This is a genomic window from Virgibacillus sediminis, from assembly GCF_042643265.1.
Taxonomy (GTDB): Bacteria; Bacillota; Bacilli; order Bacillales; family Amphibacillaceae; genus Virgibacillus_O; species Virgibacillus_O sediminis.
This window is the reverse complement of record NZ_JBHRRZ010000036.1, coordinates 1-13,324: the sequence shown is the minus strand read 5'-3', so window position 1 is coordinate 13,324 and position 13,324 is coordinate 1. Positions and strand designations below refer to the sequence as shown.

16 protein-coding genes are annotated in these 13,324 nt (G+C 45.6%); 10 read left to right on the top strand and 6 right to left on the bottom strand.

The genetic code is table 11. The features are described from left to right. Positions 1-174 precede the first annotated feature (174 nt). The 5 genes from ahpC to ACFODW_RS13795 all read left to right on the top strand — a co-directional run bounded on the left by ahpC (position 175) and on the right by ACFODW_RS13795 (position 5,010). Positions 175-741, top strand: a complete 567-nt coding sequence (gene ahpC, locus ACFODW_RS13815) for an alkyl hydroperoxide reductase subunit C (protein ID WP_390307367.1) — start codon at positions 175-177, stop codon at positions 739-741. A gap of 15 nt (positions 742-756) precedes the next feature. After that, the gene (gene ahpF / locus ACFODW_RS13810; protein WP_390307366.1) at positions 757-2,319 is read left to right on the top strand and encodes an alkyl hydroperoxide reductase subunit F; all 1,563 of its coding nucleotides are present in this window, start codon (positions 757-759) and stop codon (positions 2,317-2,319) included. A gap of 246 nt (positions 2,320-2,565) precedes the next feature. Continuing rightward, entirely contained in the window at positions 2,566-3,120 is a 555-nt protein-coding gene (locus ACFODW_RS13805; protein ID WP_390307365.1) for a TetR/AcrR family transcriptional regulator, read from the top strand. 57 nt (positions 3,121-3,177) lie between these two features. Continuing rightward, positions 3,178-4,341, top strand: coding sequence for an MFS transporter (locus ACFODW_RS13800; RefSeq protein ID WP_390307364.1), 1,164 nt, complete (start codon positions 3,178-3,180; stop codon positions 4,339-4,341). 117 nt (positions 4,342-4,458) lie between these two features. Then, on the top strand, positions 4,459-5,010 hold the full coding sequence (locus tag ACFODW_RS13795; protein WP_390307363.1) for a cupin domain-containing protein: 552 nt from the start codon (positions 4,459-4,461) through the stop codon (positions 5,008-5,010). A 123-nt stretch (positions 5,011-5,133) separates the two neighbouring features. Here ACFODW_RS13795 and ACFODW_RS13790 read toward each other — a convergent pair whose 3' ends face one another. The 5 genes from ACFODW_RS13790 to ACFODW_RS13770 form a co-directional block, all read right to left on the bottom strand. Further along, positions 5,134-5,985: a DUF72 domain-containing protein gene (locus tag ACFODW_RS13790; protein WP_390307362.1), complete on the bottom strand. Its 852-nt coding sequence runs from the start codon at positions 5,983-5,985 to the stop codon at positions 5,134-5,136. A gap of 136 nt (positions 5,986-6,121) precedes the next feature. After that, positions 6,122-7,126 carry a DUF916 domain-containing protein gene (locus ACFODW_RS13785; RefSeq protein WP_390307361.1) on the bottom strand — a complete coding sequence of 335 codons (1,005 nt, stop codon included), beginning with the start codon at positions 7,124-7,126 and terminating at the stop codon, positions 6,122-6,124. A 147-nt stretch (positions 7,127-7,273) separates the two neighbouring features. Next, the gene (locus tag ACFODW_RS13780; RefSeq protein WP_390307360.1) at positions 7,274-7,843 is read right to left on the bottom strand and encodes a WxL domain-containing protein; all 570 of its coding nucleotides are present in this window, start codon (positions 7,841-7,843) and stop codon (positions 7,274-7,276) included. A 422-nt stretch (positions 7,844-8,265) separates the two neighbouring features. Next, positions 8,266-8,802, bottom strand: a complete 537-nt coding sequence (locus tag ACFODW_RS13775; protein ID WP_390307359.1) for a DUF3267 domain-containing protein — start codon at positions 8,800-8,802, stop codon at positions 8,266-8,268. Positions 8,803-9,042: 240 nt separating this feature from the next. Next, entirely contained in the window at positions 9,043-9,804 is a 762-nt protein-coding gene (locus ACFODW_RS13770) for an MBL fold metallo-hydrolase (RefSeq protein WP_390307358.1), read from the bottom strand. Between the two features lie 119 nt (positions 9,805-9,923). On the opposite strand from ACFODW_RS13770, the gene ACFODW_RS13765 reads away from it, so the two are divergent. From ACFODW_RS13765 to ACFODW_RS13745, 5 genes are all read left to right on the top strand, one after another. Then, the gene (locus ACFODW_RS13765) at positions 9,924-10,337 is read left to right on the top strand and encodes an Lrp/AsnC family transcriptional regulator (protein ID WP_390307357.1); all 414 of its coding nucleotides are present in this window, start codon (positions 9,924-9,926) and stop codon (positions 10,335-10,337) included. A 115-nt stretch (positions 10,338-10,452) separates the two neighbouring features. After that, the gene (locus ACFODW_RS13760) at positions 10,453-10,674 is read left to right on the top strand and encodes a hypothetical protein (RefSeq protein ID WP_390307356.1); all 222 of its coding nucleotides are present in this window, start codon (positions 10,453-10,455) and stop codon (positions 10,672-10,674) included. A 171-nt stretch (positions 10,675-10,845) separates the two neighbouring features. Then, positions 10,846-12,108: a cytosine deaminase gene (codA, locus tag ACFODW_RS13755; RefSeq protein WP_390307355.1), complete on the top strand. Its 1,263-nt coding sequence runs from the start codon at positions 10,846-10,848 to the stop codon at positions 12,106-12,108. Positions 12,109-12,424: 316 nt separating this feature from the next. Continuing rightward, positions 12,425-12,505, top strand: a complete 81-nt coding sequence (locus ACFODW_RS13750) for a putative holin-like toxin (RefSeq protein ID WP_390307431.1) — start codon at positions 12,425-12,427, stop codon at positions 12,503-12,505. Between the two features lie 278 nt (positions 12,506-12,783). Then, the gene (locus ACFODW_RS13745; protein WP_390307354.1) at positions 12,784-12,930 is read left to right on the top strand and encodes a hypothetical protein; all 147 of its coding nucleotides are present in this window, start codon (positions 12,784-12,786) and stop codon (positions 12,928-12,930) included. Between the two features lie 296 nt (positions 12,931-13,226). Here ACFODW_RS13745 and ACFODW_RS13740 read toward each other — a convergent pair whose 3' ends face one another. After that, a complete protein-coding gene (locus tag ACFODW_RS13740) occupies positions 13,227-13,319 on the bottom strand; it encodes an IS3 family transposase (protein WP_390305222.1) in 93 nt (30 codons plus the stop codon). Positions 13,320-13,324 lie beyond the last annotated feature (5 nt).

Genomic DNA, 13,324 nt, shown 5'->3' with positions numbered 1-13,324 from the left:
GGATATGCCAGATGCATCCCGGCAAATTAACAATTTTTCCATTCATAACCTAGTTTTCGACGTAAATACTGATGATATGACATGATTTAAAAATATCGGTGTCGCTTTTGTTGACATTTTAGTTATTTTGTACAACAATAAGATTATAATAATTATAAATAGGAGGATGTCAAAATGGCATTAATTGGAAAAGAAGTAGAACCGTTTAAGGCACAAGCATACAAAGAAGGCGAAGATTTCATCGAGGTAACAGAGCAAGATTTCAAAGGTCACTGGAGCGTTGTTTGCTTCTACCCTGCAGACTTCACTTTCGTTTGCCCGACTGAGCTAGAAGATCTTCAAAACGAATATCCAAAACTGCAGGAGCTGGGTGTGGAAGTATATTCCGTATCAACTGACACTCACTTCACACATAAAGCATGGCATGATCATTCCGATGCAATCAGCAAAATCACTTATACTATGATTGGAGATCCTTCCCACCAGATTTCCCGCAACTTCGACGTACTGGTTGAAGAAGAAGGCCGTGCAGACCGCGGTACATTCATCATCGATCCAGACGGCGTCATCCAGGCTGTAGAAATCAATGCAGAAGGAATCGGCCGTGACGCAACTACTCTTATCGATAAAATCAAAGCAGCACAATATGTACGCAACAATCCAGGTGAAGTTTGCCCGGCTAAATGGAAAGAAGGGGAAGAAACCCTTAAACCTAGCCTTGATCTAGTAGGCAAAATCTAAGGAGAGCGATAATTCATGTTAGATGCAGAAATCAAATCACAATTAGAGCAGTACCTTGAGCTCTTGGAAGGCGATGTTTTGCTGAAAATCAGCACAGGCTCTGGTGATGTATCCAAAGAGATGGCCGAGCTGGTCGATGAACTGGCAACCATGTCTTCCAGAATCAAAGTGGAACATGCTGACTTGGAAAGAACTCCAAGCTTCAGTGTGAACCGCCCAGGTGAGGATACTGGAATCACCTTTGCTGGTGTGCCATTAGGTCATGAATTTACCTCACTAGTATTGGCACTGCTCCAAGTGAGCGGGCGTGCCCCTAAAGAGGATCAGAAACTACTTGACCAAATCGCAAAAATTGATGGCGAATATCACTTTGAAACCTATGTCAGCCTGAGCTGCCACAACTGCCCTGTTGTTGTCCAGGCACTGAACATCATGAGTGTGCTGAACCCTAACATCACGCACACCATGATCGAAGGCGGCGCATTCAAGGACGAGGTTGAAAGCAAAAACGTGATGGCCGTACCAACTGTTTATCTCAATGGTGAAGAGTTCGGCGGCGGGCGTATGGAACTTGGCGAAATTCTTGCCAAGCTCGGCAGCGGCCCGGATGCATCCGAATTTGAAGATAAAGATCCGTATGATGTGCTTGTTGTGGGCGGAGGTCCTGCTGGTGCCAGTGCAGCGATTTATGCAGCACGTAAAGGCATCCGCACAGGCATGGTATCTGAACGCATTGGCGGACAGGTCATGGACACATCAGCCATCGAGAACTTTATCAGTGTCAAAGAAACGGAAGGCCCTAAACTTGGAGCCAGCCTGGAAGCACACGTGAATGAGTACAATGTAGATGTAATGAATCTGCAGCGTGCCAAGAACATCGAAAGAAAAGATGACTACGTGGAGCTTGAGTTGGAGAATGGTGCTGTTCTCAAGAGTAAAACAGCCATCCTTTCTACAGGTGCCCGCTGGCGCAATATCGGCGTCCCTGGCGAAGAAGAGTTCAAAAACAAAGGGGTCGCGTACTGCCCGCATTGTGATGCTCCATTGTTTGAAGGCAAACACGTAGCTGTTATCGGCGGCGGAAACTCAGGAATCGAAGCTGCCATTGATCTGGCAGGGGTCGTGAAACATGTGACCGTTCTCGAATTCGCACCAGAGTTGAAAGCTGATTCCATCCTGCAGGAACGCCTGAACAGCCTGTCGAACACAACAGTCATCACGAGCGCCCAAACAACGGAAATCATCGGTGATGACACCGTGAAAGGTATCAACTACAAAGACCGTGAAACAGATGAAATGAAGCACATCGAACTGCAAGGTGTCTTCGTCCAAATCGGTCTCGTACCAAATACCGAATGGCTCGGTAACAACATCGAACAAACCAAAACAGGCGAGATCATTGTAGACAAGAAAGGTGCAACCAACGTACCAGGCATCTATGCTGCTGGTGACTGCACCGACAGTGCCTACAAACAAATCATCATCTCCATGGGCTCCGGTGCAACCGCCGCTCTCGGCGCGTTTGATTACCTAATCAGACAAGCACCAGCCGAAAAGAAAGATAATGTAACTGTTTAATACAGATGGAAACAACCGCTCTACTGATGGTAGAGCGGTTGTTTTGTGTGGATTTAGAGGAAGAGCTGGAACACTCGGGCGACAGCACCACCCACTCGGGCCACGCACTCCTCCACTCGGGCCGCACATTCCTAGCTCACACATCTCCCACCTCCCCACCATCCAAACAATTGACGCATAAACCACCGGAATGATACCATGCAACTATAAAGGTCGTTCTATCTAACTAAAGAAAGTGTGAACTATATGAGTCAATCAGTAAAAAGAGATACATTACTAGAAGTAGCTGAGCGATTATTTTATGAGCACGGCTTTCGTGGCGTTGGTTTGAAGCAGATCATCAGCGAGGCGAATGTTGCGACAATGACGCTGTATAATCATTTTTCTTCCAAGGATAAATTGGTGGAGGAAGTGCTTAAGCAGCGGGAAGAGCGCTATTGGTCTTATTTGGATTCCCATGTGGAGATGGATTCAGATTCCCCTTTCATCCTTGCTGTGGAGGCACATGGGCGCTGGCTGAAAGAGCATTCCTACAAAGGGGATATGTTTTTACGGGCGATTGAGGATTATGCGGGGACCGATAATGAGATTGAAAATATTGCGAGAAGCCACAAATCCAAATTGCTGAAGTATTTCCAGCAATTGGCGCAGAGGAAAGAGAAGGAAAACGAAAAAGATTTAGCTAATCAATTTACACTGCTGCTTGAAGGCACTACTTCGATGACGACATTGATTGGTGCAGAGAAAGCAACAGAACATTCTATTGCGATGGCGAGGACGCTTGTCCAACATACATCGTAATTTTTTTACCCCTGAAATAGAAAGGTCGTTCTATATAAAAATGTGAGGGAGGATACCATGAAATTTTCAAGGTTAGTGTTGCCCGGGGTTACCATGATTGCTGCCACTTATGGATTGGCGAGATTCAGTTTCGGATTGCTGCTCCCTGGAATAAAGGAATCGCTGGACATATCCGAGTTCGTGTCGGGGCTGATTTCTTCGTTGTTCTATCTAACCTATTGCTTTACGATCATCTACTCAACGGTAATGACGACGAGGCAAGGTCCAAGAAGAATGATCCTTTTAGCTGGACTGTTGGCCTTTATTGGAATGCTGTTGATGGCAGCGACTCCAAATGTATGGGTGCTGGCGCTCGGAGTAATATTGGCCGGTGGCAGCACAGGCCTGGCATCTCCTCCATATGGTGCTGCAATATCACTGTGGATCACCGAGGGTAGGCAAGGAAAAGCGAACACCTGGATCAATTCTGGAACGAGTTTTGGCATCGCCTTGTCCGGAATAGGCGCGATCTTTTTAGCAGATGAATGGCGACTGACGTATTTAATTTATGCCGCATTTACTTTACTAATCTTGATATGGAATTTCCGAGCGATACCAAAAGTCCGAACGGGCTCGCGTTCGGAGTTGAGGTTTGAAAAAGGGGCCCTCTCTATACGAGGAGTTAAAGGATCAATCCCTTTGAGTGTTGCCTCTCTCACATTGGGAATCTCCACCGCGGCCTTTTGGACATTTTCCAGATCTTTTATTGAAGTGACTGGAAATTACAGTGATTGGCAGCTTTCCGGGTTTTGGGTCGTCATCGGGCTGTTTGGGGTGCTGGGTGGTTTTTCGGGCTCTCTGGTTGAGAAAAGAGGACTGTCTTTGTCCTATAAGCTGGGGAGTTTGGCGATTGCCTCATCTTCCATTATCCTGGCCGTTGCACCAGAGAACTGGTTCATGTCTTACCTATCGGCCGCAATTTTTGGCAGTTCCTATATATTTTTAACCGGCGTCCTTCTTGTATGGGGTATCCGGGTATTTATCACGAACGCATCCCTCGGTATCGGCATCCCCTTTCTACTGTTGGCAGTTGGACAAGTAATAGGTTCATTATTCGCAGGATTGCTTATCGGAATCTGGGGCTATGTTGTTTCGTTTATCCTTTATGGACTGGTTGGCATGGTGGCCACCCTGATCGGCCCCAAAAAAAGCAGAGATGCCGCTGCTTGTGGCAGTGGGTAGGATGATAAGAAATGCTGCATGGGTCTCAACGGAACGATTGTCCATTCGTGAAGGAAGTTACATTTTCTGGGTGAACAACATAGGATGTTTATAACTCAGTGAAGGAGATGAGTCAACATGTACTATTATAGGTATCCATATCCGCAATACGTACCCGTTCCGATGCCCTACTATGAAAGGCAGCCTGCACCTTGGAATATCCCGACACAACATGATGGCAGACCATACAAAGGAACGATGGACCTCAAGGATTATGGATCCCAGCCATATGTTATAAATATTGAGGACGCCGCAAAACAGAACAATACCTTTCGGACCGCCTTGTGGACTGGAAAGAACTTGCAAGTTACCGTGATGAGCATCGGTGTCGGAGAGGACATCGGCTTAGAAATCCACCCCGATGTCGACCAGTTCCTGCGTATTGAGGAGGGGCAGGGAATGGTTCAGATGGGTGAGAGAAAAGATAACCTGACATTCCAAAGAAGAGTGTATGATGACTATGCGATCATGGTGCCCGCCGGTGTTTGGCATAATCTGACGAATACCGGAAATAAGCCGCTCAAACTTTATACCATCTATGCCCCGCCAGAGCATCCATTCGGGACCATTCACCGGACAAAGGCAGAAGCGATGGCATCTGAAAAACACCATGATAACGACCATTTTTGATTCATAAAGTATGAGCCACACCCTCTCGTAAGAGCCTTAAGCAAACAGTACCATTTCGAAATGATGAAAGCCTAATTTCCCAGTTGATCCAATAAGAAATTAGGCTTCGTTTTTATTTACCAATTAAAACAACCCCAGCTGCTTTGATGACAACCCCTCATACTCAATACCAAGCAGCTTCTGAAACTGTTTCGCATTGTCTGCCGCATCCCCGCCGGAATTATTGTTGAACAGGACGACCACATCCTTGCTGAACTTGGACAGTTCCTCGATTCGATGTTTCCATTCCAGCAGCTCTTGTTCATTATAGTTATATAGATAGCGGACTTCACGCCAATTGGTGTCCTTGCTGTTCGGCTTGACCCATCCATGATAATTCCTTCCGTGCATCCGGACCAGGGTCACGTCAGGATGGGTCACTTCCGGCACGATCGGAATCGAACCGTCGCCGTTCTGCGGTTCATCGGCGATGGCGTGAATCCAGCCCTCTTCTTTCATAAAGCTGAGCGTGCTTTCGCGATACCTGCGATGGAACCAGGACTGATGCCGGAACTCCAAGGCCACCGGGATATCCCCCATCATCTGCTTGCAATATCTCAGGTAGGTCACATTCTCCTTCCGACAGTCGAACCACGGCGGGAACTGGAACAGGACCATCGCCAATTTCCCTGCTTGCTGATAGGGCCTCAGTGATTGCTTGAAAGCCTCGAACATCTCCTTCTTCGACTCAAACGGAATCTCCTTGCGCTCATGTCCAGTCATCCCTTGATAGGCCTTGACCACAAACCGGAAATTCCCCGGCGTGTCCGCTGCCCACTTGGCCGCGTTCCGCTCCGGCTGTACCGCATAAAATGATGCATCCACCTCCACTACCGGAAAGTGGCTGCTGTATTCAGATAATTTATCTTTGGGCTTTATCTGGGCTGGATACAGGGAATAGTGGTCGCCCCACCCTGTCAGACCGATATAGATCATCCGAATCCCTCCTGAGATATAGGGTATCACAACAGAAGTGAACAAGGGTAGCTGACGGCCCACCAACCTTTTGCAAAAAAACATCATCCTCCCCACTAACTGGAAAGGATGATGTTTAAAAAATCATCGATAAAACCTACTCACTCTTCCCTCCGGCCATCTTCCTGCCGGCAAACAGCATCAATACACCAAAGACAACCGCGCCTAGAACCCATGCCCAAACAGGGATTCCTTGGCTGCTCGGGGTGTTGACTTCAGGCATGTTTCTTTCCGCATATGCCTGGACATCATCGTTTGCTATGGTAAAGGTTTCTGTTGCAGCAAACTGCTCTGTCCCTGCCGTTCCGCTGACGGTCAGGGTGTACTCGCCATCCTCCAGGCTCTCATGCTCCCATGGTATGCCATATTGGATGGCGGAATTCGGTGCCATTTTAAATGTTGGAATATCCCCGCTGAACAACTCAGTTCCCGTTTCATCACTGACCGTATAAGTACCTTTGATGTTTTCCTGGATCATCTGGGCCTGGTTGGTCATTTCTATATAAATCTCTGCTGTATTACTGATGAATCCCGCTTCGCCAAGGGAGAAATCAGTGGGCACTTCACCCGGGAGGTTTAGCTGTACTGCCACACTGTAGGTGGTTTCTGTATTCAGGATGAAATTAGCAGCATCCTCTTCAGCCGCTTCCTCCATCTGGGTAGTCGGCTCTGTTGTCAAGTTGACAGCGCCTAGAAGAGTTCCTTGTTCCACTTCCGGAACGGTAATATCCACCGGCACATTCACCGAAGACTCGGGAGGAACCGAAATCTCCTCTTCAACTTCCATATAATCCGCTAAACGGACGGCATCCTCGAGGAGAAGTGCCCTTTCTGAGTCAATGTTTGAGCCATACAGCATACCACCGGATGGATGTGTATAGGCATTCACTGTTTCCCCTTTAAGTATAAGTCCCTCTTGCGTATTATTGGTGACTTGCAGCTCGATGGTTTGCTGCTGTCCCGGCTCGACGGATAGATCAAAGTACCCGCTCACCTCATCATTCTGATTGTCGGCAGGCACCGGTTGAATCTCTAGCGGGCTTTCATCTGCCTGTGTGGTCATTGGCCATAACAAAAGAAGCATTCCACAAAAAAATGCCAAACTAAATCGCATCCCATTTCATTCCTTTCCGCAGTTCAAGTCCTGTTTTCCTCTACCTCGTCTATTCCCTTTTCCTATTTATTCCAAACAAAAAGGCCGACTCCCTATAGAGAATCGGCCTTTCCGTATTTACTTTATCTTTTATCCTTAAGGTCCAGTTGTCAGATTGACGGTGACGGTGGAAGTATACGTACCTGCCTTGGCGTCCTTCGGTTGGAGATTGATATCAAGCGCGGAATTCGAAATATCATATGTTCCCATTCCTTGATCCGTACCAGCAGAGATAAGTTTTACCCCGGTAGTATTATCGATCGTTCCAGATCCTTTTATTAGACCCTCGGCTGCAGAAGCGCCTGCTTGAGCTGTTACGGTAGGGCTAGAAATAGTCATACTGTTTCCAGGTAATGAGTAGATAACGTTCCCGGTCGAATCCACCTGGGAGAGCTGTCCAGCTGACACCATGACGTTCCATCCAGCACCTGAACCCCTTGCATCTACCACACTGAATGGATCAATAGTGGCGGTAGCACTCTGGATCTTACCATCCAAAGTAACTGCGTTAAAGTCATTGATGACTGGAGCTGTAAGGCTCAAGTCTCCCCCAGTGATGGTTGATCCAACATCATCAGTTGCTGCCAATGCCGATGGAGCGAATGCCCCTGCTGCCAAACCTACCGCTAATGTACCAACTGCAAACTTCTTAACAAATTTATTCAAATGAATTTCCTCCTTGGAAATGTAGTTTTATGATAAATATGATTTAAATAAATGCAACGGACGACAGTTCATCTTCTACCACTATTCCTAAGTTCCAGGCCTTTCCTCCCTGTCCTTTGTTGCTTTTGTTTCTCTCTTACAATGCTTATTATGCTACGAAAACAGCCTCCATGGTATCCCCCAGCGTTCCTGTTATGTAGAATTTTGTCGGATAGCCCTCCCTTCCTATTCAAGACCGTTCTTGTCGAATCATGTCCTCCCCTATTCCTGTCCAGATAGGACCATTCCCGGGTAAATAGTCCCTTATCCCCTTTAGCTTGTAGTTCCTAACAACAAAAAAGCACCCTGTAGGGCAGGCATTCTGCACGCCCACTCTACAAGGTGCTTCCAAACATATTTTCATAGTTAATCATCTCACCATCTTACTCATACACGGTAAACTCTGGCTTGGAAGGATGATCCAATACCGTGGCGTGACCTGGGAATTTTGACAGTTTCCGGTATAGGACAAAGTCACCAAAACAGCCCGCCGTCAGAAGCACACCCAGAATAGACAGGGAAAAATGATCCAGCGCCACTCCCAGTACCATTGGCAAAAGACCCGTTGGCACAAGCGGGAGCAACAGCACTTTCTGCATTTGCTCCACCGTAATCGGCTTTTTGGCGTGAGCATATACGACACCCATTTTCCAATTGAAACCCCAGGCCAGTTCCTGCCGGGATACCCCGCCAATATAACGGAAACCGACCAAATGGATCACTTCGTGGAGGCAGACGATCACCATCATCGCAATAAAAAACAGTAATAGGCCAGAAAATGTCACCGTCAATGAGGCTTCCCCAAACAAGAGAACATGTAACAATCCTACACCAACTAGCAATACGATCGATGCAGCTAATACCCAGACATTCAGTTTAAGCATGGAAACCGACACGACTGTTTCACTCTTTTGTTCCATTTGCTCCCCCCTGATTAACATACGAATCACTTGATAGTTGATGCATCTTCCTCCGCTTTAGATACATTGTCTCTACATATAAGTGTATATTAAATCCCAAGAGATTCACATAGAAATTCACAATTCCCAAATCGAATAGCAAAATCTTCTTTAACCATAAAAACATCGCAGGATATCCATAGCGGACACCACTGCGATGCTCTACATCCTGAAGTAAGGCGTTAAAATCTATTCCCCATTTTACATAGAGTAGGACTCCCCATCCTCTGGAACCAGCACATTAGCAGCAATCCCATTTTCATCAAGGAAGCTTTTCAATTCGCCTTTTGATAGATTCCAATGGTTGACGGCTTCCATATGGACAGCAATAACTTTTGCATCAGGGGCAGCCTTCACCACTTCATAGACATCGTCTTCATTCATAACTAGAGAACCGCCCTCAAAGAATTGATTATCTCCGGCGTTGACGACGATGACTTCCGGCTTGTGGGTATTGATTGTTTCCTGCACCGCATCATACCACACTGTATCTCCTGCTATATATAATGTTTTCTCCTCAGCATGCTTGAAGACAACCCCACAGACCTCACCAGCCAATTTTAGGATTTCCCCTCTTCCGTGCTCGCCTTTTGTTTTGATCAACTGGATGCCTTCAAAGACTGTATCCTCTTGCAGAACTTCTACATCTTGAAAGCCGGCGCCCCGGATTTCCGTTGCATCCTCTTCATTTTGGGAGAAGATTTTAACCTCTTTCGGCAATGCCTCTTTGGCAGCTTCATCCCAATGATCGTAATGCAGATGGGTAACGATAACAGCATTTATCCCCTTCATAATATCGTCGATGCTTGTGGGCAGACTAACCAAAGGATTGTTTTGATCTTGTCTCGGTGAATTCGGAAAAGGAGGATATGTCCCTTTTTCTGCCAGCATGGGATCGACCAAAAACTTTTTGCCTGCATATTCAACAACCAACGTCGCATTTCTTATTTGTTGTATATCCATATCATCTTCACTCCTTTTCTTGACTACCTATATAGTTTATACTGTCGGTATCTTGAAATACATAGATACAATCAAGTCTTCCTGCCTTTTGACTTGATATATGAAAGGATTTAATAACGATGCTGGATACAACAGATATGCACATATTGGATGAGTTGTCCAAAAACAGCCGGATCACCATGAAGAAACTAGGGGAGAAGGTACATTTGACCGGACAAGCCGCTGCAGACAGAGTGGCAAAGTTAGAGGAACGTGGAGTGATCGAGGGGTACAGCATCAAGGTGGACCATAGCAAGCTGGGATGCCATATTCATGCTTTTATCACCGTCATGATCCAAAGCACCAATCACCAGCCATTTCTCTCTTTTATTAAAATCCAGGAGAACCAAATACGGAGAAACTATAAAATCAGTGGAGATGGCTGTTATCTGCTTGAATGCATGTTTCCTTCAAATGAACGGCTGGACGAATTCCTGATGGACTTGAACAAGCATGCCAATTATAAACTATCGATTGTCATCAATAAACAGTAGTGGAAGAAGGGCTTGAGCAGTATAAATACGGGTTGCCGAAGTGGCAGCCCGTATTTTCCATGCGAATGGCACTCTAAAAAGTAAGTCAACATAATAAATTGAAGGGGGTGACTCTATGTATTTACTTTTATCCATAATTTTAAGCGGTGTATTAGGATACCTCTTTTTAATGATGGGACCGCTTGTTGGTGGTATTGCTGCGTTTGGAGTGGTAGTAGGTTGTATGTTTAGAGGATTGTACTTATTGAATGATATACATAAAAGAATTTCAAATGTAACACCTGAAGAAGATAAGGCTGAATTAGCATACAAAGAATACTTAGAAGAAAAAAGGTAAATGGTTTGTTCCATTATAAAGGGACCTTTGCATTGATTATCCAGATTTTTCACTACCGGAACAAACGTGAATCGTTACATCCATTTTGCCGAATAGTATATGGTAAAATTGGAATGGGAATTGTCAGGCCGCTTAATTTATATACCGTTGAAATGAAGGAGTTGGTTAGAAATGATGTTGAAAAATGCAAAGCTCTATGGCCAAGAAGGCAGCTGGAATATCGACATCCAAGCAGGACAAATACAGACGATCACACCAGCAGCCGAGGACATAACTGAGAAAAATGATGAGAATGTCATCGATCTAAATGGAAAAATCGTGCTTCCTCCTTATGTGGAACCGCATATCCATCTAGACTATGTGCTTACCGCCGGAACACCTAGATGGAATCAATCGGGTTCTGTCTTTGAGGGCATTGAAATTTGGTCGGAGCGCAAGCAGATGATGAACGAAACAAAAGAGGATATTAAAAAACGCGCATTGCAGGCGATACAGATGCAGTTGAAACACGGCATCCAGCATGTGCGCACCCATGTAGATGTAAGTGATCCGACATTAAAAGGGTTGGAGGCATTGCTGGAAGTAAAAGAGGAAATCAAGCCTTGGATGGACTTGCAGCTTGTTGCCCTGCCACAAGAAGGCCTGTATACGAAGCCGGATGGCGAAGAATTGTTAATTAAAGCGCTGGAAATGGGAGCCGATGTCGTTGGCGGCATCCCGCATTATGAACCCACCCGTGAGGATGGCGTCCGTTCGGTACACAAGGCGCTTGAGCTCGCCAACAAATATGATAAACTCGTCGATATCCATTGCGATGAAATAGATGATGACCAATCAAGGTATTTGGAAGTGCTCGCAGCGGAATCATTGAAATTGGGGATGGGTGATCGTGTCACCGCAAGCCACACCACCGCCATGGCGTCGTATAGCAATGCATATACGTACAAGCTGTTCCAAACCCTGAAAAAAGCCGGCATCCATTTCGTCGCCCTACCAAAAGCCAATTTGCATCTCCAAGGAAGATTCGACAATTACCCAATCCGCCGCGGCCTGACACGAGTGAAACAGCTATTAAGTGAGGAAATAAATGTATGCTTCGGCCTGGATTCGATTGTGGACCCCTGGTACCCGCTTGGCGACGGCAATTTGATGCCTGTCGTGGACGTTGGATTGCATGCCTGCCATATGACCGATTATGATCATATCGTGAATGCCCTCCATCTGATAACAACCAATGGAGCCAAGGCCTTGGGAATGAAGGAAGGCTATGGGGTAAAAGAAGGAAATAAGGCAAACCTGATTGTCATTGATGCCGAGTCCGAGTACGAAGCGGTACGCATTCAAGCACCTGTCCTCTACTCCATCCGAAATGGGGAAGTGATGGTGGAAACAAAACCTGCAGAAACCACCATGAACATTCAGGCCTTTTCCTAAACGGCCTGTAAGCCGAATCCACCACTGAAACACGGGGGATTCGGCTTTTTTCATTTGCCCTGATTGTTTCTTGCAATAAAAATCCCTTGGATGGAGCAAGCAATCGTTCAAAGCCTTCGGAACATAAAAAATGGAAAGTGAAACCGATGATGGATAAGAGGGATCATCTAAACAAGCAGGCGTAAGTGAAAAAAAGAGAAGAGAAGGTATGTTCTATTATTGAACGGTGTTTTTTGCTATAATTATCCTGTACAGCAAGGCTTTCATGGGTGGCGGCTCACTCCCTGACTTCCATGACGGAAGGGGGTGATGCCTAATGACACTATTTGAATCGTTGGTTCTGATGATTTCCTTTGGAACATTGATGGTTGCGATTCAATTAAGTCATAAAAAATAACCACCCATAAAAGCTGGCAAGCGTTTGGGTAGTTATTTTTCCACTCTGTGAGCCGCCCCCTTGAAGGGCTGTTGTACATGGCCGCTAGTGTTACCGCACTAGTGGTCTCTTTTATTTTACGCGCTGATTATAGTTTTATTATACCCGATAGTGTAGGGAATGAAAACCACTAAGATGGTTAGTATGAATTCATAAACATGAAAAAGAAGGGCAATAATTGAAACAATTGTTGGTACCAATTCGTTTATATTATAAAATAAGCTAAGGGGGTGTTATAAATGAAAAAATCACCTATCATATTCTTAACTTTAGCATTAAGTGTTGCTTTGTTAGGTTGTAACAACGCACAAGAATCACAGGATAAAGAACAAACTGAAGGGAAATCCGTTGCAGTTAAAGAACAGTATGAACAGAAAATCAGTTGATGAACCATTACCTCCAGAGGCTGAAAATGTTCAATCTATGCCAAGTAAAAGTGAACCTCAACAAATTCCAAACGTGAATTTAGATGACCCAATTGTAATTACTAAAATGCCTCATTCTGGAACCGAAAAACCTCAATAGACTTTAACATGATGAACAATGCACTCAACCAGCGGAGGAAATATGCGCAGACTCCTGCGGGAGGAAAGGCCTAGGCGAGACTTAGAAGTGCGTTAGCACGAAGGAGGCTCTCCAGCCGCCCGCGGAAATGGTGTGACCCCCAATAGTTGGAGTTTTATTAGGCAACGATTAGATCGGTATGAAGTCGGTATTGAAGTGGGCTCATGCCGATCAATCTTCCTTTAATACGTTGGTTATTGTAATAATAAATATATT

Bases quoted from the DNA above. Each gene is read 5' to 3' on its own strand.
- ACFODW_RS13775 (WP_390307359.1), bottom strand. From the start codon at position 8,802: ATGGAACAAAAGAGTGAAACAGTCGTGTCGGTTTCCATGCTTAAACTG.
- ACFODW_RS13790 (WP_390307362.1), bottom strand. From the start codon at position 5,985: ATGATCTATATCGGTCTGACAGGGTGGGGCGACCACTATTCCCTGTAT.
- ahpC (WP_390307367.1), top strand. From the start codon at position 175: ATGGCATTAATTGGAAAAGAAGTAGAACCGTTTAAGGCACAAGCATAC.
- ACFODW_RS13800 (WP_390307364.1), top strand. From the start codon at position 3,178: ATGAAATTTTCAAGGTTAGTGTTGCCCGGGGTTACCATGATTGCTGCC.
- ACFODW_RS13745 (WP_390307354.1), top strand. From the start codon at position 12,784: ATGAAAAAATCACCTATCATATTCTTAACTTTAGCATTAAGTGTTGCT.
- ACFODW_RS13795 (WP_390307363.1), top strand. From the start codon at position 4,459: ATGTACTATTATAGGTATCCATATCCGCAATACGTACCCGTTCCGATG.
- ACFODW_RS13770 (WP_390307358.1), bottom strand. From the start codon at position 9,804: ATGGATATACAACAAATAAGAAATGCGACGTTGGTTGTTGAATATGCA.
- ACFODW_RS13765 (WP_390307357.1), top strand. From the start codon at position 9,924: ATGCTGGATACAACAGATATGCACATATTGGATGAGTTGTCCAAAAAC.
- ahpF (WP_390307366.1), top strand. From the start codon at position 757: ATGTTAGATGCAGAAATCAAATCACAATTAGAGCAGTACCTTGAGCTC.
- ACFODW_RS13760 (WP_390307356.1), top strand. From the start codon at position 10,453: ATGTATTTACTTTTATCCATAATTTTAAGCGGTGTATTAGGATACCTC.
- ACFODW_RS13750 (WP_390307431.1), top strand. From the start codon at position 12,425: ATGACACTATTTGAATCGTTGGTTCTGATGATTTCCTTTGGAACATTG.
- codA (WP_390307355.1), top strand. From the start codon at position 10,846: ATGATGTTGAAAAATGCAAAGCTCTATGGCCAAGAAGGCAGCTGGAAT.
- ACFODW_RS13805 (WP_390307365.1), top strand. From the start codon at position 2,566: ATGAGTCAATCAGTAAAAAGAGATACATTACTAGAAGTAGCTGAGCGA.